Consider the following 22243-nt stretch of genomic DNA (forward strand, 5'->3'; position numbering starts at 1 on the left):
AAATTGAACAGAACCTGAATTGCTGAACACCCTCGTTTTTATGGGCTAGGACGAATGGTGGACTTGATTCCCGGCAATTCCGTTCCAACACGCACTAAAATGCGCGGTCTACCGGCCCCGAATTCCATGTCCAGCGCGCCCAAGTCCAACATACCTACGCCTTTCCACGATCACGCCCGCACCCGGCGGCGCGGGGTGTACTGGGTCACGCCCGCCATGGTGCTGATCCTCTATATCTGTGTGATGGGGGTGTTCTTCTGGTTGCAGCGCATCCATGACGACAGCGTCATGTTTGTCACCATTGACCAGGAACTACGCCAGCAACGCCTGATCTGGGTCGTGCTGGCCCTGTCCTGCGTCATCGTCATCAGCCTGCTCATGCTGTGGCGCTATACGCGCTTCCGGTCCACCGCCGAAGCCGCCCTCATTGCCGAGACCGGGTTCCGGCGCGCCATGGAAAACTCCATGTCCACGGGCATGCGCGTGCTCGACATGGAGGGCCGCATCGCCTATGTGAACCCGGCCTTCTGCCGGATGATCGGCTGGAACGAGGCCGACCTGATCGGCCGCAGCCCGCCCTTCCCCTATTGGGTGCCGGGCCGCCACGAACAGCACCAGCACACGCTGGACGTGCTGATGTCGGGCAAGACGCCCAGCAGCGGCCTGGAAGTCGAGGCCCAGCGGCGCGACGGATCGCGCTTCACGGCGCGCATGTACGTGTCGCCCTTGCTGGACCCCAACGGCAACCAGATCGGCTGGATGACGTCCATGACGGACATCACCGAGCCCAAGCGCATCCGCGAGGCCTTGACCGCCGCCCACGAACGTTTCATGACCGTGCTGGAAGGCCTGGACGACGCCATCTCGGTCACTGCCGACACGCATGACGGGCTGGAGCTGCTGTTCGCCAACCGCACGTATCGCCGCGTGTTCGGCGCGCAGACGGGCGGTCACGACGAGCTGCTGGCCGGCCGCCGCGGCCGCTTCACCGACGAATCGGTCGAAGTCTTCGCGCCGTCCGTGCAGCGCTGGTTCGAAGTGCACCACCGCATGCTGGCCTGGACCGACGGGCGCCGCGTGCGCATGCAGGTGGCGCGCGACATCACCGAGCGCCGCGGGCACGAGGAAGCGTCGCGCGTGCAGCAGGAAAAGATCCAGCTCACCAGCCGCCTGACCACCATGGGCGAAATGGCTTCGTCGCTGGCGCACGAACTGAACCAGCCGCTGACGGCCATTGCCAACTACAGCATGGGTGCGGTGGCTTTGGTCAAGGCCGGCCACACCAGCCCCAACATGCTGCTGCCCGCGCTGGAAAAAGCCGCTTCGCAGGCCGAGCGCGCGGGCAAGATCATCAGCCGCATCCGCGAATTCGTGAAGCGCAGCGAGCCGCGCCGCCAGCGCGTGGCGATCGGCCGCATTGTCGACAACGCCATCGGTTTTGCCGAGATCGACGCCCGCAAGCGCCGCATCCGCATCGACAGCTTCGTGCCGTCCAACGCGCCCGACGTCCTGGCCGACCCCATCCTTATTGAACAGGTGCTGCTGAACCTGCTCAAGAACGGGCTGGAAGCCATGGAAAAGAGCGAGTCCGACGAGCTTAAGGTTGCCGTAATTCTTCACGACCAGCATATCGAGGTGGCCGTGGTGGACCGCGGCCACGGCTTGGCCGAACCCGAGCGCCTGTTCGAACCGTTCTTCAGCACCAAGTCCCAGGGCCTGGGCATGGGGCTGAATATCTGCCGTACCATTATCGAATCGCATCACGGCCGCCTATGGGCTGACCCCAACCCGGCCGGCGGTACTATCTTCCGCTTCACCCTGCCCTGCGCTGCGACCCAGACGCAGGCCCAGAACGATCAGTCCGAGGAGTTGCACGCATGAACACGCCCCACCTGTCGAGCACGGTATTCATTGTCGACGACGACGAAGCGGTCCGCGATTCGCTGCGTTGGCTGCTTGAAGCCAATGGATACCGCGTTCGCGCCTACGCCAGCGGCGAATCGTTCCTGGAAGACTACGACGCCAGCCAGATCGGCGTGCTGATCGCCGACGTGCGGATGCCCGGCATGAGCGGACTGGAACTTCAGGAACAGCTCATCGCGCGCAATGCCCCGCTGCCCATCGTGTTCATCACCGGCCACGGCGACGTGCCCATGGCGGTGTCCACCATGAAGAAAGGCGCCGTCGACTTCCTGGAAAAACCGTTCAACGAATCCGACCTGCGCGAGATCGTGGCGCGCATGCTGGAGCAGGCCACGCAGCGCGTGAGCAAGCACCAGGCTCAGAAGGACCACGAAGCCATGCTGGCGCGCCTGACCGCGCGCGAGCAACAGGTGCTGGAGCGCATCGTTGCGGGCCGCTTGAACAAGCAGATCGCCGACGACCTGGGCATCAGCATCAAGACCGTCGAGGCGCACCGCGCCAACATCATGGAAAAACTTGAAGTGACCACCGTTGCAGATTTGATGAAAGTGGCTCTGGCCAAACCCGAGGCACACGCATGACCGCAAGGATTATTGACGGCGCCGCGCTCTCGCAGCGCATTCGCGAAGAAGTCGCCGAGCGTGTCTCGGCCCTGGCCGCCAAGGGCACCCGCCCCGGCCTGGCCGTTGTGCTTGTCGGCGCGGACCCCGCGTCCCAGGTGTATGTGCGCAACAAGGTCGCGGCCTGCGAAAAGGCCGGACTGCATTCCGTGAAAGAGCAATACCCGGCCGAGATGACCGAGGCCGAACTGCTGGCCCGCATCCAGGTCCTGAACCAGGATCCCAGCATCCACGGCATCCTGGTGCAGCTGCCCCTGCCCAAGCACATGGACGCCCACAAGGTCATCGAGGCCATCGCGGCCGAAAAGGACGTGGACGGCTTTCATATCAGCAACGCGGGCCTGCTCATGACCGGCCAGCCGCTGTTCCGTCCCTGCACGCCGTATGGCGTGATGAAGATGCTGGAATCGGAAGGCGTGAACCTGCGCGGTGCCGAGGCCGTCATCGTGGGCGCCAGCAACATCGTGGGCAAGCCGATGGCCATGCTGCTGCTGCAGGCCGGCGCCACCATCACGATCTGCAACTCCAAGACGCGCGACCTGGCGGCCCAGACCCGCCGCGCCGACGTGCTGGTCGTGGCCACCGGCAAGCCGGGCATGATCGACGGCTCGATGATCAAGCCGGGCGCCGTCGTCATCGACGTGGGCATCAACCGCGGCGCCGACGGCAAGCTGTGCGGCGACGTGGATTTCGCGTCCGCCAAGGAAGTGGCCGGCGCCATCACGCCGGTCCCCGGCGGCGTCGGCCCCATGACCATCGCCATGCTGCTGGTCAACACGGTCGAAGCGGCGGAACGCGCTGCAGGCTGACTGCGTAGACCTCGGTGTCTGACACCCGTGTGAGAGGCGCTTCAGCTTGAGCTGGCGTCTCAGGGGTGTCGGACACCTGCCGCAACTTGGGGGCAGACACCCTCCCCGTCCGCCGGCGGGCCTTGCGTTCGGGACGATCGCCCTCACCTGATCCTTATCGCCGGCGCGCCGCGCGCGTCGTCCGCCACTCAATAAGCCGGTAACACCATGACTCAGAACCCCTTGCTCGCTCCCGTGTCCGAACTGGTCGACTACGCGGCCGTCAAACCCGCGCATATCGTGCCTGCCGTCGAAGAGCTGCTGGGCATCGCCCGCAAGGCCGTCGACCAGGCTGCCGACCCCGCGCTCGCGCCCACCTGGGAGGCCGTGGTCGAGCCCTTGGACACCGCGTCCGAGCGACTGTGGCGCGCCTGGTCGGTGGCCGGCCATCTGAATGCGGTCGTCAATACGCCGGAGCTGCGCGAAGCCTATAACGCCGCGCTGCCGCTGGTCACCGAGTTTTCGACCTGGGTGGGCCTGCACGAAGGCCTGTACAAGCAATATCAGCGGCTGGCCGCCGCGCCCGACTTCGCGTCCTGGACGCCGGTGCGCCGCCGCATCGTGGAAATGGCCCTGCGCGATTTCCGCCTGAGCGGGGTCGAACTGCAAGGCGCGGACCGTGAACGCTATGCCCAGATCTCCGATCGCGAGGCGCAGGCCTCGCAGAAGTTCTCGGAAAACGTGCTCGATTCCATCGACGCGTGGTCGCTGATCGTGGAAGACGAAGGCCGCCTGGCCGGCGTTCCGGCGGACGTGATCGCCGCCGCGCGCGCCGCCGCCCAGGAAGACGGCAAGGCCGGCTGGAAGCTCACGCTGAAGATGCCCTGCTACCTGCCCGTCATGCAGTACGCCAAGGACCGCTCGTTGCGCGAGGCGCTGTACCGCGGCTACGGCACGGTGGCGTCCGAGCAGGGCGACGCCAAGTTCGACAACTCGCCGCTGATCGAAGAACTGCTGGCGCTGCGCGCCGAAGAATCGGGCCTGCTGGGCCTGGGCACGTTTGCCGCGCTGCGCTTGCAGACGCGCATGGCCCGCGACGCCAAGGAAGTGACCGGGTTCCTGCGCGACCTGGCCGCGCGCGCCAAGCCTTTCGCGCAGCGTGACCTGGCCGAACTCACGGCTTACGCCACCGGCGAACTGGGCCTGGACAGCCTGCAGCCGTGGGACGTCGCCTACGCCTCGGAACGCCTGCGCGAATCGCGCTATGCGTATTCGGAAGACGAGGTCAAACAGTACTTCACCGAGCCGCGCGTGCTGGCCGGCCTGTTCGACGTGATCCAGACCCTCTTCGGCGTGCGCCTGACCGAGACACCCGTGTCGTCGTGGCACGGCGACGTGCGCGGCGTGCGCGTCGAAAGCCCCGAAGGCGCGCTGATCGGCCATCTGTACCTGGACCTGTACGCTCGCGCCGGCAAGCAGAATGGCGCCTGGGTCGACAGCGAGCGCACGCGCCGCGTCGTGGCCGGCACGGTGCAAACGCCCATTGCCTACCTGACGTGCAATTTCTCGCGCCCCAACGGCGATCGTCCCGCCGTGCTGACGCACGACGACGTCATCACCCTGTTCCATGAAACCGGCCATGCGCTGCACGCGCTGTTGTCCGAAGTCGACGAGCCCGGCGCCGCGGCATTCGCCAGCGTCGAATGGGACGCCATCGAGCTGCCTTCGCAGTTCATGGAGAACTTCTGCTGGGAATGGGCCGTGGTGCAGAAGCTGTCGGCGCATGTGGACACCGGCGAGCCCCTGCCGCGCGCGCTCTACGACCGCCTGGTCGCCGCCCGCAACTACCAGAGCGGCATGCAGACGGTGCGCCAGATCGAATTTGCGCTCTTCGACATGCTGATGCACGACCGCAGCAAGGGCGCGTCGATTTCCGAGGTGCTGGCGTTGCTGCAGGAAGTGCGCCAGGAAGTGGCGGTGCTGTTCCCGCCGCAATGGCATCGCCTGCCGCACGCCTTCTCGCACCTGTTCGCGGGCGGTTACGGCGCGGGCTATTACAGCTACAAGTGGGCCGAAGTGCTGTCGGCGGACGCGTACGAGGCCTTCGAGGAAGCGGCTGCCAAACAGGCGGGCAATGCGCTGGGCACGCTGGATCCGGAAACCGGCGCGCGCTTTCGCCGCGAAGTGCTGGCCGTGGGCGGCTCGCGTCCGGCGGCCGATTCATTTGCCGCGTTCCGCGGCCGCGCGCCGCGTATCGATGCGCTGCTGCGCCATAGCGGAATGACAGCGGGCTGATCGAGCGGTTGTTCGCTCCCTGGAAATGGCCCGCGTTCAAGCGGGCCATTTTTTTGATTTCAGCCTGCGCCGGCACAAGGCATTGCGACCGCGCAAACTCTCCGCGGATCCAGCAGGTAGAATCCGAAAGGTTTACCCCCTTCCGGCTACTGGACCCATGCGACACTCGATTACCGGCCGCTTCTTTGGCGGACTGCTGATGGCTTTGTGTGTGTTTCTTGCCGCCTGCGGCGACAGGAACGTGGACTGGACGCTTTACAACGTCAAGGGGCACCTGCCGGACCTGAAGTTCTCGCTACCGGGAGCGGGCGGCAAGACGGTCAGCAGCGACGACCTGAAGGGCAAGACGGTGCTGCTCTTTTTTGGGTACGCCAGCTGCCCGGACATCTGCCCCACCACCATGGCGCAGTTGACCGCGGTGTTGCAGAACCTGGGCGACAAGGCCAAGGACGTGCGGATTCTCTTTGTCAGCGTGGACCCGCACCGCGACACGCCAGACATCCTGCAGGCCTACGTCAACGCCTTCAACAACAACGCCATCGGCGTGACGGGCGACGAAAAGCAGATCGCGGACCTGGCCCGCCGCTACCGCGTGGCCTACCAGATCGAAAAGCCCCGTCCTGGCGACGACGCCGACATGTACGAAGTGACGCACAGCCGCGGCGTGTACATTTTCGACGAGGACGGAAAGGCGCGCCTGCTGGCATCTGACACCGACAGCATCGAGGCGCTGACCAAGGATGTGCGCCAGCTCATCGACTTGACCTCCTGACCCGACGGGCGGGGTCCGCACACCAGTTGTTACAACGGTGGCGCGCGGGGCGCGGGTATCCGTGGGTATCATCAGTCCACATTGCCCCCTTTTCCCTAGTAAGGAGTACGCGCATGAGCATCATCATCATGATCATCGTCGGGTTCATCGTGGGCCTGATCGCCCGCGCCATCATGCCCGGGGACCAGAACATGGGGATCATCATGACCACCATTCTGGGCATCATCGGCGCCGTCGTGGCCGGCTTCCTGGGCCAATCGCTGGGCTGGTACGCCCCCGGCGAACCCGCGGGATGGATCGGATCCGTCGTCGGCGCGATCATCGTGCTGTTCGTGGTGGGCCTGATCGCCAGAAAGCGCACCTGACGTCCGCGCGTCCGACAGGCAAAAAAAACGGGCCGATCGCAAGATCGGCCCGTTTTGCATGGCAAACCGCAAACGCGCGCCAGGCAATCAGCCCGCCGGCGCGGCAGGCGCGGCAGGCGCGGCCACCGTGCGCTCCGTCCAGCCGCCGCCCAGCACCTTGTACAGCGTGACCAGATTGGTCAGCCGCGCCAGACGCGTGTCGACCAGCGCCTGCTGCGAGGTGTACAGCGAGCGCTGCGAATCCAGCACGCTCAGGTAATCGTCGATCCCCTGCCGGAAACGTTGCTCGGACGCGTCATACGCGCGCTGGTTGGCGTCCACCAGCAACCGTTGCGCCTGGATCTGCTCGTCCAGCGTGCCGCGGCCGGCCAACGCATCGGCCACTTCGCGAAATCCCGTCTGGATGGATTTCTCGTACTGCGCCACCTGGATGTTCTTCTGCACCTTCGCCAGATCCAGCCCCGCCAGCAGCGAGCCGCCCGCGAAGATCGGCACCGTGATCTGGGGCGCGAAGCTCCAGGCCCCGGAGCCGCCGTCGAACAGGCCGCCCAGGCTGGCGCTGGCGGTGCCGGCCGAGCCAGTGAGGCTGATGGTGGGGAAGAACGCGGCGCGCGCCGCGCCAATATTGGCGTTGGCGCCCTTCAACTGATGCTCGGCGGCACGGATGTCCGGGCGCCGGGCCAGCAGATCGGACGGCAGGCCGGCGGGCAGCGTGGTCGGCAGCATGCTGTCGTCCAGCTTGACCGCGTTGTCCAACGCCGCCGCCATCTCGGGCGACAACGGCTGGCCCACCAGCAGCACCAGCGCATTGCGGTCCTGCGCGGCCTGGCGCGTGTATTGCGACAGGTTGCGCTCGGCCGTGCGCAGCGACACTTCGGCCTGGCTCAGGTCCAGCGCCGTGGACAGGCCCTGGTCGTAGCTCTGCTTGGTCAGGTTGTAGGAGTCTTGCTGGCTCTTGAGCGTGTCGCGCGTCAGGCTGAGCAGCTCCTGGTCCGCGCGCAGCGTAAGGTAAGCGTTCGCAACTTCGGCGATCAGCGTGAGCTGCGTGGCGGTGCGGGTTTCGTCCAGCGCCAGATACGACTCCAGCGCCTTGTCGCTCAGGCTGCGGATGCGGCCAAAGAGGTCCAGCTCCCAGGCGGACATGGCGGCGCCCACCTGGTAGCTGTGGCTGGTGGTGGCACGGCCGCTGGGCGACAGGTCGGCCGGCGTGCGCTGGGCCGAGCCCTGGCCCGCCACGCCGATGCTGGGCGCCAGGTCGGCGCGCTGGATGCGGTACTGCGCGCGCGCCGCCTCGACGTTCAGCGCGGCCACGCGCAGGTCGCGGTTGTTGGTCAGCGACTGTTCGATCAGCTGTTGCAACAGCGGATCGCCGAAGAAGTCGCGCCAGCCGATGTCGGCCACGGCCATGCCGGCCGGTGCGGCCGTCTGGGCGGCGTTGTAGGCCGGCCCCGTGGGGTAAGCCGCGTCGACGGGCGCATCGGGACGCTCGTAGGTGGGGGCCAGCGAGCAGCCCGCCAGGGCCGCCGCCAGGGATACAGACAGCAAGGTTCTCATCGGGAATGTCATTACGGTTGACCCTCCGCCGGCACGTCCTGCGGCCCCTTGGCGCTGGTGTCGTGCTTGTCGACGTTTTCGCTCATGCGCTTGACCTTGAACACGCGCAGCATGATGACGAAGAAAGCCGGTACGAAGAAGATGGCCAGGAACGTGCCGGTCAGCATGCCGCCGATCACGCCCGTGCCGATGGCGTTCTGGCTGCCCGAGCCCGCGCCGCTGGAAATCGCCAGCGGGGTCACGCCCAGGATGAACGCCAGGGATGTCATCAGGATGGGACGCAGACGCTGGCGGGCGGCGTGGATGGCCGATTCCGTCAGGCTGGCGCCCGATTCATAGTGCTCTTTGGCGAACTCCACGATCAGGATGGCGTTTTTGGCCGCCAGCCCGATGGTCGTCAGCAGACCCACCTGGAAGTACACGTCGTTGGACAGGCCGCGCATCAGCGTGGCCAGCAGCGCGCCGATGATCCCCAGCGGCACCACCAGCATGACCGCGGACGGAATGGTCCAGCTTTCATAGAGCGCCGCCAAACACAGGAACACCACGATGAGCGAGATCGCGTACAGCGCGGGCGCCTGGGCGCCGGACAGGCGTTCTTCGAACGACAGGCCGGTCCATTCGAACCCGACACCCACCGGCAGCTTGGCCGCCAGGCGCTCCATTTCTTCCATGGCTGCGCCCGAGCTGTAGCCCGGCGCCGCCTGGCCCTGGATGTTGTACGACGGCACGCCGTTGTAGCGGTTCAGCTTCTGCGGGCCGAAGCTCCAGGTGGCGCTGGAGAACGCCGAGAACGGCACCATGTCGCCATCCTTGTTGCGCACGTACCACTTGTTCAGGTCTTCCGGCAGCATGCGCGAGGACGCCTCGCCCTGCGCGAACACCTTCTTCACGCGGCCGCGGTCGATGAAGTCGTTGACGTACGACGAGCCCCACGCGGTGGCCAGCGTGCTGTTGATGTCCGACACGGCCACGCCCAGGGCGCGGGCCTTTTCGCGGTCGATATCCAGCTGGTACTGCGGCGCGTCCTCGATGCCGTTGGGACGCACGCCCACAAGCACCGGGCTCTGAGCGGCCTCGCCCAGCAGCTGGTTGCGCGCGGCGAGCAGCTTCTCGTGGCCCACGCCGGCGCGGTCCATGAGCTGGAAGTCAAAGCCGGTGACGTTGCCCAGTTCCATCACGGACGGCGGCGGCACGACGAACAATTTCGCACGGCGTTCCGTCTGGGCGAAATGCGCGTTGGCGCGCCCGGCCACGGCGGCGGCCTTCAGGCTGGCATCGCCGCGCTCTTCCCAGTCGCGCAGCTTGATGAACAGGATGGACGCATTCTGGCCGCGGCCGCCGAAGTTAAAGCCGTTGACCGCGAACACCGAGGTGACGGCGTCCTTTTCTTCGGTCAGCAGGTACTTGGTGGCGTCGTCGATGACGGCCTTGGTGGCCTCGGCGGTGGCGCCGGCGGGCGTCTGGATCTGGGCGAACAGGATGCCCTGGTCCTCGGCCGGCAGGAACGCGGTGGGGATGCGGGTGAACAGCCAGCCCATCGCGATGACCAGCGCCAGATACACGACCATCAGGCGCTTGGTGCGGTTCAGGCCGCGCGCGACGGTGTTGGCGTAGCCGTTGCTGCTGCGTTCGAACGTGCGGTTGAACCACCCGAAAAAGCCCCTCTTGGCGCCATGATGGCCCTTGGGAATGGGCTTGAGCAGCGTCGCGCACAGGGCCGGGGTGAAGACGATGGCCACGATCACGGACAGCACCATCGAGGACACGATCGTGATCGAGAACTGACGGTAGATGACGCCCGTGGAGCCGCCGAAGAACGCCATCGGGATGAACACGGCGGCCAGCACCATCGCGATGCCGATCAGCGCGCCGGTGATCTGGCTCATGGACTTGCGCGTGGCCTGTTTGGGCGTGAGGCCTTCTTCGGCCATCACCCGCTCGACGTTTTCCACGACCACGATGGCGTCGTCGACCAGCAGGCCAATGGCCAGCACCATGCCGAACATGGTCAAGGTGTTGATGGAATAGCCGAAGGCAGCCAACACGCCGAAGGTGCCCAGCAGCACCACCGGCACGGCAAGCGTGGGAATGATGGTGGCGCGGAAGTTCTGCAGAAAGAGATACATCACCAGGAACACCAGGATGATGGCCTCGACCAGCGTCTTGAACACTTCATGGATCGACAGGCTGACGAACGGCGTCGTGTCGTACGGATAGACGACGTCCATGCCCGGCGGGAAATACGGCTTGAGGTTGTTGATGGTGTCGCGCACCGCCTGCGCCGTGTCCAGCGCGTTGGCGCCCGGCGCCAGCTTGATGGCCAGGCCCGAAGCCGGATTGCCGTTGTAGAAGCTGTCGATGGCGTAGGTCTGGCCGCCCAGTTCGATGCGCGAGACATCGCGCAGGCGCACCTGCGAACCGTCGGAATTGACCTTGAGCAGGATCTGGCCGAAGTCCTCGGGCGTCTGCAGGCGCGACGGGCCGATGATGGTGGCGTTCAGCTGCTGGCCGCGCACGGACGGCAGGCCGCCCAGCTGGCCGGACGACACCTGGACGTTCTGTTCCTTGATCGCGGTGGTGATGTCGACCGTGGTCAGCCCGTAGTTGACGAGCTTGGCCGGGTCCAGCCATATCCGCATCGCATACTGCGAGCCGAAGAGCTGGAAGTCGCCCACGCCCTGCGTGCGGCTGATGGGGTCCTGCACGTACGAGGCGACGTAGTCGGCCAGGTCGTCCTTGGTCATCGAGCCGTCGGTGGACACGAAGCCCGCCACGATCAGGAAGTTCTTGGTGGCCTTGGTGACGCGGATGCCCTGCTGCTGCACTTCCTGCGGCAGGAGCGGCTGCGCCAGCGCAAGCTTGTTCTGGACCTGCACCTGCGCGGTGTCGGGGTTGGTGCCTTGCTTGAAGGTCAGCGTGATGGACATGCTGCCGTCGGAGTTGCTTTCCGAGGAGATGTACTGCAGGCCGTCAAGACCGTTCATCTGCTGCTCGATCACCTGCACGACGGTGTCCTGCACGGTCTGCGCGGACGCGCCCGGGTAGGTCACCGCGATGCCGATGGCGGGCGGCGCGATGTTGGGATACTGGGCAACCGGCAGCTGCAGGATGGACAGCGCGCCGGCCATCATCAGCACGATCGCGATCACCCAGGCAAATACCGGCCTGTCGATAAAAAACTTTGCCATGCGTGGCTCCCTGATTTACTGCTTGGCCGGCGCGGCGCCGGCAGCTTGCGGCTGCTGCGGCTGCGGCGCCTTGGCGCTGGCCTCGGTGGCGACCACTTCAACGCCGGGGCGCACCATCTGCAGGCCTTCCACGATCACGCGATCGCCGGCGGCCAGGCCGTCCGTGACGAGCCACTTGTCGCCGATGGCGCGATCGGTCTTCAGGTCACGCAATTCGACCTGGTTCTTGGCGTTGACGACGAGCGCGGTCGGCTGGCCACGCTGGTTGCGCGTCACGCCGCGCTGCGGCACCAGCAGGCCGTCGGCCGCGACGCCGTCAGCCAGGCGCGCGCGCACGAACATGCCGGGCAACAGGCGCCGGTCCGGGTTGGGGAACACGGCGCGCAGCGTGATCGAGCCGGTGCCCGGATCCACGGTCACTTCCGAAAACTGGAGCTTGCCGGTCTCTTTGTATTGCGAGCCGTCTTCCAGCGTCAGCGTGACCAGCGCGGCCTGCTCGCCATTCGCCTTTTGCAGCTGGCCGCTGGCCAGGGCGTCCTGCAGGCGCAGCAATTGCACGCTGGACTGCGTGAGGTCGACGTAGATGGGGTCGATTTGCTGCACCGCGGCGAGCGCGCTGGTCTGGTTGGCCGTCACGAGCGCACCTTCGGTGACTGCGGAGCGGCCGATGATGCCGTCGATGGGCGACAGCACCTTGGTGTAGACGAGGTTGATGCGGGCCGTGTCCAGCGCCGCCTTGGCCGACAGCACGTCGGCGGCGGCCTGATCGCGCGAGGCGACGGCGTTGTCGTAGGTCTGCTGGCTGACCGCGCGGGTGGCGACCAGCGGCTTGTAGCGTTCGGCCAGCAGCGCGGCCGTCTTCTGCTGCGCCTGGGCGCGGGCCAGCGCCGCCTTCTGGCTGTCGACGTTGGCCTGGTAGAGGGCGGGATCGATCTGGTAGAGCTGTTCGCCCGCCTTGACCTCGCCGCCCTCGGTGAAGAGGCGCTTCTGGACGATGCCGTTGACCTGCGGGCGGACTTCGGCCACGCGGAACGGGGACGTGCGGCCAGGCAGTTCGGTGGTAAGGGAAACGGGCTGCGTCGCCAGGGTGACGACCGTGACCTGCGGCTTGCCCGCCTGGGGCGCCTCTTGCTTCTTGCCGCAAGCGGCCAGGGTGAGAGCCGATGCCGTCAGCGCGAAAACCGCCGCGCCGCGCCACATAGCGCTTTTCTTATTCATAGATTGCATTCCCGATTTCAATAAAGGTAGCCCCACGCCGCGCAAGCGCCGCGTGCTTGTTGGCCCTGAAGGGGCCGGTTTGCCTGGGGCGATTCTGCGAAGAACATCAGCCCGTCAGACCGTCTTGGCGCGGTCCGCGGCGTTCGACCTGGGTGGATTCGCGTGGAACACGCAAGGCTGGACGTTTATCGCATTGCTGCATTGCAGAACTCGCATTCTGAGTTATCCCGCTTTAGAAACAAAGGGGCATGAAGAGAAAACATCATTCCATTTATGGGACAATTGTCCGATCCGCACTGTGACAAAATTCGGTCATGAAACGCCTACAGGGAATGGAACTCTTCGTCGAGGTCGCCAAGACAAACAGTTTTAGCCGCGCTGCGGCAACGCTGGGCGTGCCAAAGTCGACCTTGTCTCGCCAGGTGGCCGAACTGGAGCGGTCCGTGGGATTGCGGCTGCTGAGCCGCACCACGCGCAAGGTGGAACTGACCGACGCCGGGCGGCTGTATTTCGAACGCTGCCAGCGCATCGTGGCCGAGGCGCAGATCGCCCATGAAGAACTGCAAAAGCTGGTGGACACGCCGGCCGGGCCGCTGCGGGTGAACATGCCCGCGGACTTCGGCACGGACTTCCTGGCTGAATCGTTCATGGAGTTTTCCCGGCGCTATCCCGATGTGACGTTTTTCCTGGACCTCGCGAACCCGGACCACGCATCGCGCGTGTTCCAGACCTGCGACGTGTCGATCGAAATCGGCGACCTGCCCGACTCGACCCAGATTGCAAGATTGCTGGGCATGCTGCCTGCCTACCTGTATGCCTCGCGCGAATACCTGGAGAAGCACGGCGAACCGAAGCATCCCAGCGACTTGACCCGGCACGAGTGCATTGAGTTCCGCGCGGAAGGCGCCGGCCGCGTGACGCGCTGGCCGCTTACCAATGGCGAACAGCACATCGAGTTCACGCCGGGCAACCGGTTTTCCGTCAACGGCGTCGCCATGGCCCGCCGCCTGGCCATGCTGGGCGCGGGCATTGCGGTGCTGGTGGGAGGTCAGTTGGCGGAACAGCAGTCCGGCCAGTTGCAGCGCGTGCTGCCCGACTGGCAGCTTGGCCCGTTTCCAGTCCACGCCGTCACCGAGACGCGCCTGCTGCCCGCCAAGACCCGGATCTTCATCGAGTTCCTGATGGAGCGGCTGGGCAGCCACTGGCAAGCGAAGGATACGCCTGCTTTCATGAGACGCGGCTAAGGCCGAAACAGACTGAAAAATCCTTGGTACGCCGACAGCAGATGTCGGGACGGGTGACTAATCAGGGAGCGAGTGTCAGAAGGACTCGTCGTCGCGCAAGTAGCGCCATTGGCCCAGCGGCAGGTCGCCCAGCGCGACGCGGCCGATGCGCACGCGTTTCAGGCCGATCACTTTCAATCCCACCATTTCGCACATGCGGCGGATCTGGCGTTTCTTGCCTTCGCGCAGCACGAACCGCAACTGGTCGTGGTTCTGCCAGCGCACCTGGGCGCGCTTGAGGGGCTTGCCGTCCAGCGACAGGCCGTGGTTCAGCAAGGCCAACCCGTTGTCGGAGAGCTCGCCCTGCACGCGCACCAGGTATTCCTTGTCGATGGTGGAGTCTTCGCCAATCAGCTGCTTGGCGACGCGGCCGTCCTGCGTCAGGACAAGCAGCCCTTGCGAATCGATGTCCAGGCGGCCAGCGACGGCCAGCCCGTCCAGGTGGGCGCGTTCGAAGCGCTGCGGGGCGCGGTCGCCGGCAAAGCGCGAGCGTGAATCGATCAGCGCCACGGCGGGCGTGTAGCCTTTTTCGGCCTGGCCGGACACATAGCCCACGGGCTTGTTGATCAGGATGGTGACGCGGGAGGTCTGGCGCGCGTGCGCGGCGCGTTCCAGCGTGATGACCTGGTCAGGATAGGCGCGCGCGCCCAATTCGGACACGACGACGCCGTCGACGCGGACCCAGCCGCGCTGGATATAGCTGTCCGCCTCGCGGCGGGAACAGAGTCCGCGCTCGGACATGAGCTTGGAGATACGTACTTTTTCCATGGGCGGTATTGTATGCGGGCCGGCTGCTCTGCCCTTGCCCCTGCCCTGCGGCATTGCGACGCAGACGGCCTTGTCGCGGGGCTTGGCATCGCGGGGCTTGGCATAATACGCAGCCATGACGAAACCCGCAGCCCATCGCCCCCCTCTCGCCGCCGGCTGGCTGGCGCAAGCCCCGGCCCTTCTGTCCCCCGCCCAACGCCACTGGCTGTTCCGGCCTGGCGCGCTGACCGCTGGCCTGCGCCAGGTCGGGCAAGTGCGTCTGCGGGTGCTGGCCGAGTACGCCGACGGCGCGCCGGCCGACGAGGCGCGCGCGATGCAGATCGCGCCAGGCGCGCCCGTGTGGATCCGCGAAGTACTGATGTCGGTGAATGGCGTGGACAGCGTGCCGGCGCGCAGCCTGACGCCGCTGACGGCCTCGCACGGGGCCTGGCAAGGCATGCGGCGCCTGTTGACCCGGCCGCTGGCCGACATGCTGTATCACGACAGCACGGTCATCCGGTCGCCGTTCGCGTGCCGCCGTCTGGCGTCGCCCGTGCCGTTCCATGCCACCGCCTCGAACGTGCTGCCGCCCGAAGCCCGCGCGCTGCAGGCCGGCCGGATCTGGGCGCGCCGCTCGGTGTTCTGGCGCCAGGGCCAGCCGCTGCTGGTGGCCGAGTGCTTTCTGCCGGACTTCTGGAAATTGATCGCCGGCCAGCCCGTGCCGCCGCTCGTGCCGCACCAGCGCACGCCGCGCTGAGGCGGCTGAGTGCGGGCCGCAGCGAAAACGTTCAGCCCGCGCGGCGCCCCCGCTGCTGTCACAACCGCGCACACCGCCCCGATTCAGGAACCCTGCCCCCGCTGTAAGCGGGTTCAGCCTTCGTACCGCCGCCCTTGCTCCAGCAGTTCCGGCGTGCCGATCACGTCATTGAGCCCGTCAAAATCCAGCATCCTGTCCTTCCACGGCCCCGTGGTGCCGTGCTGGCGCAGGCTGCCGTAGTAACCCTGCAGCGTATGCGCGACGGCGCGCGCGGTGCCGCCCGGGAAGATCACGATGCGAAACCCGACGGCGGCGAGCGCGCCGGCGTCCTGCACCGGCGTCTTGCCGCCCTCCACCATGTTGGCCAGGAGCGGCACGCGCGCCGCAAAGCGGTCGCAGGCCGCGCGCATCTGCTCCGGCGTGCGCAGCGCTTCGATGAAGAGCGCGTCCGCACCGGCTTGCAGATAGGATTCTGCGCGGTCCAGCGCCGCCTCCAGGCCCTCGGACGCCAGCGCGTCGGTGCGCGCCAGGATCAGCGTCGACGCATTGACGCGTGCGTCCACGGCGGCGCGCAGCTTGCCGCACATCTCGGCAGCGGGAATCACGCTCTTGCCGTCCAGGTGGCCGCAGCGCTTGGGAAAGGTCTGGTCTTCGAGCTGGATCATGGCCGCGCCCGCGCGCTCGAAGCCGCGCACGGTGCGCTGGGTGTTCAGCGCGTTGCCGAATCCCGTGTCGGCATCCACGATCACGGCCGCCGACACGCGCTCGGCGATGCGCGCCAGCGTGTCCTCGACCTCGGTGTACGTGGTCAGGCCGATGTCCGAACGGCCTAGCCGCGAGTAAGCGATCGACGCCCCCGACAGGTACAGCGCGGAAAAGCCCGCCTGCTCGGCGATCAGCGCCGACAAGGCGTCGTAGACGCCGGGAGCCAGCACGGTGCCGGCCGCCAATTGCGCTTTCAGATTCTGTGTTTGCATCTTGGGTTCCTAATCCAGGCGGCGCCCGAGCAGCGCCGCCGCCGTGGCCGCGGCGATATGGCCGCCCGCAACCGCGCTGAGCAAGCCGTTGCCGGACAGATAGCCCGACACGTCGTTGCCCGAAACGCCCCGGGCGGCGCCGCCCGCGGCCAAGAGGTTGGGCAGCGCCTGGCCGGCGTTGTCCAGGACGCGGCATTGCGCGTCGATGTCCAGTCCGCCTTGTGTGTGAAAGAGTGCGCCGGTCACCTTGACCGCGTGATACGGCGCCTGCAGGGTCCGTTCAAAGCGACGTCCCAGCGGATCCGGCGCGCCGGGGCGGACCGCATCCAGCGTCTGGCCCAGCACGAGCGGATCGCAGCCGATCAGCACGGCCAGCTCGGGCACGCCGGCGCACGTCTTGAGCGCCTGGCCTTGCTCGGCCTGCACGAAGTCGGGAAACCCGCGCGCCAACGCAAGCGTGCGGTCGTCGAAGACGTTCCAGGCGACCGAGTCCGGCTGCGCCAGCACGTGGACCGCGGCCTCGGAATAGCCGTGCGTTTCGTCGTGAAAGCGCCGGCCCTCGCGGTTGATCTGCACGCCGCCGTCCATCATCACCGCCCAGGAAATCAGCGCGCCTTGTGGCGTGGCCCAGGAGCCGTGGCCCTGGTAGCCGCCCAGGTCCGCCAGACGCGCGCCCAGCTGCGTGCCCCACTGGATGGCGCTGCCGTCGTTGCCCGCATGGCCGCCGTAGACGGCCTCGCGCATGGCGGGCAGGTACTCGCCCACCATCGCGGCGTTGCCGCCAAAGCCGTTGCAGGCCAGGATCAGGACATCGCAGCCGATCACGTCGACCGAGCCGTCCGGGCGTTCGCAGCCCACCGCCGACACGCGGCCTTGGCCTTCGTCGTCCGTCCAGATTTCGCGGGCCAGCGCGCGCGTCAGCAGGTAGGCGCCAGCCCCGGTGGCGGCGCGTTCCAGGGCGGCGACCAGCGCCGCGCCGGTGCGCTCGGGCAGCGTGTGCATGCGCCGCGCCGTGTGTCCCGGATACAGGAAGCCGTCCAGCACCTCGAAGCGCAGCCCGTGCGCGGCCAATGCGTCCATGGCGGCGGCGGCCGCGCCGGTGTAGGCAGCCACCAGGGCTGGCGAGGCCGTGCCGTTGGCCTTGGCCTGGATGTCGGCGGCAAAGCGCTGCGCGTCGTCCTCGATGCCTGCGGCGCGCTGCACGGCAGAGCCTGCCGCGGGAATGAAACCGGAAGACAGCGCCGTGGATCCGGTGGGCACGGCATCGCGTTCGATCAGCACCGTCTCGATGCCGGCGCTGGCCAGGCGCAGCGCGGCGGTCAGGCCGCAGGCGCCCGCGCCGATGATGGCCACCGGCACGTGCATCGCGTCCGCGCCGGGCGCTTCGCCCCTTCTGACGACGGGTGCGCTCACGATGCCAGCCTGTCCAGCAGGTCCTGGCACGACACCACCTCGGCCACCGTGCGCAGGTCCGCCAGCGCGGCCTCGTGCATGGCGGGTGTCGGCGCGGCGCAGCCATCGGCCAGCACCGTCACGTGATAGTCGCGCATGTGGGCATCGCGCACCGTGCTGGCGACCCCGCCATTGGTGACGATGCCCGCCACCACCACGCTGGAGATGCCCGCGCGCCGCAGCACCCAGTCGAGCTGCGTGTTGAAGAAGGCGGAGTACGCGACCTTCCAGACCGATACGTCGACCAGCCCGTTCAGCTCGGCCACGTTGGCCTGCCCGGGTGAGCCGGCCACGAAATCGCCACGGCGCAGGAACGGGCGCAGTTGCTTGAGATGCGGCGAGATCATGGGTTCGCCATGCGCATCGGGCCACAGCGTGAACTGGCTGGCGGCCACGAAACCGCCCCGCCGCTTGAGCGCGCGGGCCACGGGCGCGACCCGCGCGGGCAAGGCCCTGGCCTGCGGGCTGACCGCGCCGCCGCGGTCGTAGGCGCCGCCCGGCGCCAGGAAGTCGTTCTGCAGGTCGATGATGACCAGCGCGGTCGTGCGGGGATCGAAGGCGTGCATGGCGGGCTCCTACGATGCAGTCCGGGCGATCAGCAGATTGCCCAGGGAATCGACGCGGCCCGCAAAGCCGGGCTCGATCCAGATGGTGGTGTCGGGCTGTTCCAGGATGGCGGGGCCCGCCACCTCGGCGCCGACCGGCAGGTCCAGGCGCGCATAGCGCACCGCATCGTGCCATTGCCCGGCATGAAAGACTGCCTGCGTGCCCAGCGCCGCGGGCATGGCTGTGCTGGTGGGCGCCAAGAGGGCCAGATCGAACTTGGGACGCTGGCCGATCCGCGCGTAGCGCAGGTTCAGAATGCGGACCGCAATGCCGGTGAGGCTGCGGCCAAAGGCGGCCTGGTAGGCGCGGTCGAATGCGGCGGCAATGCCCTCGCGGCTAAGGTCCGCGCGGCCCACTTCGACGCGCACGGTGTGGCTCTGGCCCACGTACAGCATGTCCAGCTCGATGCTTTCGCGGATGCCCTCGAACGACACGCCCGCCGAATCCAGGCGCTGCTGGCAGGCGTCTGCCAGCTCGTCGATGCGGGCCAGCAGGTCGGCCGCGTCCAGCGCATCCAGCGCCACGTTCAGGGTCTGCACGCCGTCATGGCGCATGTCGGCCATGACGCAGCCCAGCGCCGACGTCACGCCCGGATAGCGCGGCACAATGCCGTGGGCGGCGTCCACCTCGTTCATCATGGCGCACACGTGCAGCGCGCCGCCGCCGCCGAACGGCATGTAGGCAAACTTGCGCGGATCGTGGCCGCGCTCGATGGACACGACGCGGATCGCGCCCGCCATCTTGGCGTTGGCAACCATCAGTATGGCTTCCGCCGCGGCGTGCACGTCCAGTCCCAGCGGACGCGCCACGTGTTCTTCGATGGCGGCGCGCGACAGGTCGACGTCCATCTTGGCCAGAAGACCGCCGCCCAGCGGGCGGTCCGCGGCAATGCGGCCCAGCAGCACGTTGGCGTCCGTGACGGTGGGCCGGGTGTTGCCGCGGCCATAGCAGGCCGGGCCGGGGATGCTGCCCGCGGATTCAGGGCCGACCTGCAGCAGCCCGCCGGCGTCGACGCTGGCGATCGAGCCGCCGCCCGCGCCAATGGTTTCGATCTGGATCATCGGCGCGCGCACGACCATGCCGAAGTCGATGGCGGTCTGCGCCGACAGCGAGGCCTCGCCCTCGGCCACCAGCGACACGTCGAACGAGGTGCCGCCCATGTCGCCCGTGACCACATTGGGAAAGCCCGCGGCGCGGGCAATGGCCGCGCACGCGATGACGCCGGCCGCCGGCCCCGACAAGGCGGTGCGCACGGGCACGTCGCACGCAGTCTGGCGCGACATCACGCCGCCATTGCTCTGCACCACCAGCAGTTCGCCCTGGAAGCCGTGCTGCTGCAGATCGGATTCCAGGCGCGTCAGGTAGCTGCCCACCACGGGCTGCAGCGCGGCGTTCAGCACCGCCGTCGAGCACCGCTCGAACTCGCGGATCTCGGGCAGCACCTCGGTGGCGGCGGTGACGTTGCCGTTGGGCCAGATGGACCGCACGCGGGCGGCGGCCTGGGCTTCGTTGACGGGATTGGCGTAGGCGTTCACGAAGAACACGCAGACCGCCTCGCAGCCTTGCGCCAGCAGCGTGCGCGCTGCGGCCTCGACCTGGTCCAGGTCCACGGGCGTGTGCAGCGCGCCATCGGCCAGCACGCGCTCGCGCACTTCCAGGCGCAGATCGCGCGGCACGACGGGTTCATAGTTGCCGCGCAGGCCCCAGGTCTGCGGCCGGTCGCGGCGGCGCATTTCCAGCACGTCGCGAAAGCCCTCGGTCGTGATGATGCCGGTGCGCGCGACCTTGCGCTCCAGCAGTGCGTTGGTGCCCACGGTGGTGCCGTGCACGATCGTCGCGATGTCGCCCGCGCCGTCAGCCACGCGGGCGATGCCGTTCATGAAACCGCGCGCTTCCTCGCCGCGGGTCGACGGCACCTTGACCACGCGGGCGCTGCCGCCCGCCTCGTCCAGCACGAACAGATCCGTGAACGTGCCGCCCACGTCCACGCCCACCACCAAACCTTGCGCCGCGCTCATGCCGACTGCTCCTTCTGAATGTCGCTCACATAGCCCATCTTGCGGTCGTGCTCGCGCGCCGCGGGGTCACGCCGCGCGGGATCGCCATAGCCGCCTCCGCCCGGGGTTTCCAGGCGCACGCGGTCGCCGCGTTGCAGCCGGATGCCCAGCATCTTCGAGCTCATGGGCGGGGACAGCCACTGGCCGTCCTGCTGATAGCGAAAGACGTTGAGCGCGGCCTGGCCGCCGCCCGCGATGCCCTTGGGCGCGCTGCGGCCGCGCTCGCCGAAGATGAAGGCCTCGGCGCTGTCTTCCAGCAATTCGATTTCATAGATCGCGCCCAGGCCACCGCGATGCGCGCCATCGCCCGCCGAATCCGGACGCAGCGCCCATTGCGTGAAGCGCACCGGATACGCCGCTTCCAGGATTTCCAGCGGCGGAATGGTGGCGGTGGAGATCGGCGCATTGCCGTGGCTCAGGCCGTCGCCGTCCGAATGCCCGCCGTGGCCGCCGCCAAAGAAGCTGAACATCACCCAGCGCTGGCCCTTGCGGGCGGCGTCGCTGCGGTAGCCGGCGATCGACAGCGCGTTGATCGTGCCGTAGGCCTGCGCCATCGCGCGGTCCGGCGCGGCCTGGGCCATCGCGCAGAAGATCACGTCGATCATGCGCAGGATGGTTTCGGTGTAGCCCCCGACCGGACGCGGACGGTCGGCCGAGATCACCAGGCCGTCCGGCAGCGTCACGTCCACCGCGTCCAGCACGCCCGCGTTGGCGGGGACATCCGGGAACAGGTGCTTGAGCGCCACGTAGCAGGCCGCGATGGCGGTGGCGCGCGAGATGTTGACCGGACCCGCGCAGGCCGGCGACGTGCCGGTGAAGTCCAGTCCCAGGCGGTCACCGGCGATGGTGAGCTTGAGCGCGATGCGCAGCGGCGCGTCGCGCACGCCGTCGTTGTCCAGCATGTCTTCAAAGGCGTATTCGCCATCCGGCAGGCGGGCGATGTGATCGCGCATCAGGCGGCGCGCCCGTTCGCGCAGGGTGTCCAGGGACTCCAGCACCGTGGCATCGCCGTATTCGTCCAGCAGACCGTCCAGCCGGCGCGCGCCCAGTTCCAGCGCCGCGAGCTGGCCGTTCAGATCGCCCCACAGGCTGTCGGGCAGGCGCGTGTTGGCCTTCAGGATGGCCAGCACGTCCTGGTCCAGCACGCCCGCGCGCACGATGCGCACGGGCGGGATCTGCACCGCTTCCTGCCAGCATTCGGTGGCGGCCGGGTTGTAGTTGCCGGGCACCGCGCCGCCCACGTCATGCCAATGGGCTGCCGACGCCAGGAAGCAGAACAGCTTGCCGCCGCGGAACACCGGCTTGACCAGCTTGAAGTCGTTGGCGTGCGTGCCGCCTTCGTACGGATCGTTGAACAGCCACACGTCGCCATCCACCATGCCGCCACGGCCGGCCGCGGCCTTGGCCGCCGCCTTCACCGCGAACGCCATCGCGCCCACGAAGACGGGCAGGCCCGACTTGCCCTGGATCAGCGTGGCGCCGGTGGCGGCGTCGTACATGCCGTGGCAGGCGTCATGGGCCTCGGCGATGATGGGATTGAACGCGCTGCGGTACAGCGTCGCGTCCATTTCGTCGGCGATCTGTTCCAGGCGGCCCTTCAGGACCGCCAGGGTAACGGGGTCAAGCATGATGTTGTTC

At 67.5% G+C, this 22243-nt stretch carries 17 protein-coding genes; 8 read left to right on the forward strand and 9 right to left on the reverse strand.

Going from position 1 to position 22243, the window contains the following annotated elements:
- Nucleotides 1-126: 126 nt before the first annotated feature.
- From FBY20_RS00160 to FBY20_RS00185, 6 genes are all read left to right on the forward strand, one after another.
- On the forward strand, nt 127-1881 hold the full coding sequence (locus FBY20_RS00160; RefSeq protein ID WP_056316505.1) for a PAS domain S-box protein: 1755 nt from the start codon (nt 127-129) through the stop codon (nt 1879-1881).
- Nucleotides 1878-2504 (forward strand): response regulator transcription factor, encoded by a 627-nt coding sequence (locus FBY20_RS00165; protein WP_006219003.1) that lies wholly within the window; start codon nt 1878-1880, stop codon nt 2502-2504. The genes FBY20_RS00160 and FBY20_RS00165 overlap by 4 nt, the downstream gene beginning before the upstream one ends.
- Complete coding sequence (gene folD, locus FBY20_RS00170; RefSeq protein WP_056316504.1) at nt 2501-3352, forward strand: bifunctional methylenetetrahydrofolate dehydrogenase/methenyltetrahydrofolate cyclohydrolase FolD; 852 nt, start codon at nt 2501-2503, stop codon at nt 3350-3352. The genes FBY20_RS00165 and folD overlap by 4 nt, the downstream gene beginning before the upstream one ends.
- Nucleotides 3353-3559: 207 nt before the next feature.
- Entirely contained in the window at nt 3560-5626 is a 2067-nt protein-coding gene (locus FBY20_RS00175; protein WP_142049183.1) for a M3 family metallopeptidase, read from the forward strand.
- A gap of 157 nt (nt 5627-5783) precedes the next feature.
- Complete coding sequence (locus FBY20_RS00180; RefSeq protein WP_142049186.1) at nt 5784-6398, forward strand: SCO family protein; 615 nt, start codon at nt 5784-5786, stop codon at nt 6396-6398.
- A gap of 113 nt (nt 6399-6511) precedes the next feature.
- Nucleotides 6512-6763 carry a GlsB/YeaQ/YmgE family stress response membrane protein gene (locus FBY20_RS00185; RefSeq protein ID WP_056316497.1) on the forward strand — a complete coding sequence of 84 codons (252 nt, stop codon included), beginning with the start codon at nt 6512-6514 and terminating at the stop codon, nt 6761-6763.
- An 87-nt stretch (nt 6764-6850) separates the two neighbouring features.
- On the opposite strand, the gene adeC is transcribed toward FBY20_RS00185, so the two are convergent.
- The 3 genes from adeC to FBY20_RS00200 are packed head-to-tail and all read right to left on the reverse strand — an operon-like array spanning nt 6851 to nt 12726.
- Nucleotides 6851-8329, reverse strand: coding sequence for an AdeC/AdeK/OprM family multidrug efflux complex outer membrane factor (gene adeC / locus FBY20_RS00190; protein WP_142049189.1), 1479 nt, complete (start codon nt 8327-8329; stop codon nt 6851-6853).
- Nucleotides 8329-11508: an efflux RND transporter permease subunit gene (locus FBY20_RS00195; protein WP_062840887.1), complete on the reverse strand. Its 3180-nt coding sequence runs from the start codon at nt 11506-11508 to the stop codon at nt 8329-8331. The genes adeC and FBY20_RS00195 overlap by 1 nt, the downstream gene beginning before the upstream one ends.
- A gap of 15 nt (nt 11509-11523) precedes the next feature.
- Nucleotides 11524-12726, reverse strand: a complete 1203-nt coding sequence (locus FBY20_RS00200) for an efflux RND transporter periplasmic adaptor subunit (RefSeq protein WP_370458324.1) — start codon at nt 12724-12726, stop codon at nt 11524-11526.
- Between the two features lie 332 nt (nt 12727-13058).
- Between FBY20_RS00200 and FBY20_RS00205 the strand changes: the two genes are divergently transcribed.
- On the forward strand, nt 13059-13970 hold the full coding sequence (locus FBY20_RS00205) for a LysR family transcriptional regulator (RefSeq protein WP_056316487.1): 912 nt from the start codon (nt 13059-13061) through the stop codon (nt 13968-13970).
- A 75-nt stretch (nt 13971-14045) separates the two neighbouring features.
- Here FBY20_RS00205 and FBY20_RS00210 read toward each other — a convergent pair whose 3' ends face one another.
- The gene (locus FBY20_RS00210; protein WP_142049192.1) at nt 14046-14777 is read right to left on the reverse strand and encodes a pseudouridine synthase; all 732 of its coding nucleotides are present in this window, start codon (nt 14775-14777) and stop codon (nt 14046-14048) included.
- A 115-nt stretch (nt 14778-14892) separates the two neighbouring features.
- Between FBY20_RS00210 and FBY20_RS00215 the strand changes: the two genes are divergently transcribed.
- Nucleotides 14893-15513, forward strand: a complete 621-nt coding sequence (locus FBY20_RS00215; RefSeq protein WP_142049193.1) for a chorismate lyase — start codon at nt 14893-14895, stop codon at nt 15511-15513.
- A gap of 113 nt (nt 15514-15626) precedes the next feature.
- On the opposite strand, the gene FBY20_RS00220 is transcribed toward FBY20_RS00215, so the two are convergent.
- The 5 genes from FBY20_RS00220 to FBY20_RS00240 are packed head-to-tail and all read right to left on the reverse strand — an operon-like array spanning nt 15627 to nt 22233.
- Nucleotides 15627-16490 (reverse strand): oxaloacetate decarboxylase, encoded by an 864-nt coding sequence (locus FBY20_RS00220; RefSeq protein WP_142049196.1) that lies wholly within the window; start codon nt 16488-16490, stop codon nt 15627-15629.
- Nucleotides 16491-16499: 9 nt separating this feature from the next.
- Nucleotides 16500-17903, reverse strand: coding sequence for an FAD-dependent oxidoreductase (locus FBY20_RS00225; RefSeq protein WP_142049199.1), 1404 nt, complete (start codon nt 17901-17903; stop codon nt 16500-16502).
- Nucleotides 17900-18508 (reverse strand): cysteine hydrolase family protein, encoded by a 609-nt coding sequence (locus FBY20_RS00230; RefSeq protein WP_142049202.1) that lies wholly within the window; start codon nt 18506-18508, stop codon nt 17900-17902. Before FBY20_RS00230 ends, FBY20_RS00225 begins: the two co-directional genes overlap by 4 nt.
- 9 nt (nt 18509-18517) lie before the next feature.
- Entirely contained in the window at nt 18518-20566 is a 2049-nt protein-coding gene (locus FBY20_RS00235) for a hydantoinase/oxoprolinase family protein (protein WP_142049205.1), read from the reverse strand.
- Entirely contained in the window at nt 20563-22233 is a 1671-nt protein-coding gene (locus tag FBY20_RS00240) for a hydantoinase B/oxoprolinase family protein (RefSeq protein WP_142049207.1), read from the reverse strand. Before FBY20_RS00240 ends, FBY20_RS00235 begins: the two co-directional genes overlap by 4 nt.
- Nucleotides 22234-22243 lie beyond the last annotated feature (10 nt).

It is taken from the genome of Achromobacter sp. SLBN-14, from assembly GCF_006715415.1.
GTDB lineage: Bacteria > Pseudomonadota > Gammaproteobacteria > Burkholderiales > Burkholderiaceae_B > Achromobacter > Achromobacter mucicolens.

Coding starts and splice junctions, on each gene's coding strand:
- FBY20_RS00160 (WP_056316505.1), top strand. CDS start 127: ATGTCCAGCGCGCCCAAGTCCAACATACCTACGCCTTTCCACGATCAC.
- FBY20_RS00165 (WP_006219003.1), top strand. CDS start 1,878: ATGAACACGCCCCACCTGTCGAGCACGGTATTCATTGTCGACGACGAC.
- folD (WP_056316504.1), top strand. CDS start 2,501: ATGACCGCAAGGATTATTGACGGCGCCGCGCTCTCGCAGCGCATTCGC.
- FBY20_RS00175 (WP_142049183.1), top strand. CDS start 3,560: ATGACTCAGAACCCCTTGCTCGCTCCCGTGTCCGAACTGGTCGACTAC.
- FBY20_RS00180 (WP_142049186.1), top strand. CDS start 5,784: ATGCGACACTCGATTACCGGCCGCTTCTTTGGCGGACTGCTGATGGCT.
- FBY20_RS00185 (WP_056316497.1), top strand. CDS start 6,512: ATGAGCATCATCATCATGATCATCGTCGGGTTCATCGTGGGCCTGATC.
- adeC (WP_142049189.1), bottom strand. CDS start 8,329: ATGACATTCCCGATGAGAACCTTGCTGTCTGTATCCCTGGCGGCGGCC.
- FBY20_RS00195 (WP_062840887.1), bottom strand. CDS start 11,508: ATGGCAAAGTTTTTTATCGACAGGCCGGTATTTGCCTGGGTGATCGCG.
- FBY20_RS00200 (WP_370458324.1), bottom strand. CDS start 12,726: ATGAATAAGAAAAGCGCTATGTGGCGCGGCGCGGCGGTTTTCGCGCTG.
- FBY20_RS00205 (WP_056316487.1), top strand. CDS start 13,059: ATGGAACTCTTCGTCGAGGTCGCCAAGACAAACAGTTTTAGCCGCGCT.
- FBY20_RS00210 (WP_142049192.1), bottom strand. CDS start 14,777: ATGGAAAAAGTACGTATCTCCAAGCTCATGTCCGAGCGCGGACTCTGT.
- FBY20_RS00215 (WP_142049193.1), top strand. CDS start 14,893: ATGACGAAACCCGCAGCCCATCGCCCCCCTCTCGCCGCCGGCTGGCTG.
- FBY20_RS00220 (WP_142049196.1), bottom strand. CDS start 16,490: ATGCAAACACAGAATCTGAAAGCGCAATTGGCGGCCGGCACCGTGCTG.
- FBY20_RS00230 (WP_142049202.1), bottom strand. CDS start 18,508: ATGCACGCCTTCGATCCCCGCACGACCGCGCTGGTCATCATCGACCTG.
- FBY20_RS00235 (WP_142049205.1), bottom strand. CDS start 20,566: ATGAGCGCGGCGCAAGGTTTGGTGGTGGGCGTGGACGTGGGCGGCACG.
- FBY20_RS00240 (WP_142049207.1), bottom strand. CDS start 22,233: ATGCTTGACCCCGTTACCCTGGCGGTCCTGAAGGGCCGCCTGGAACAG.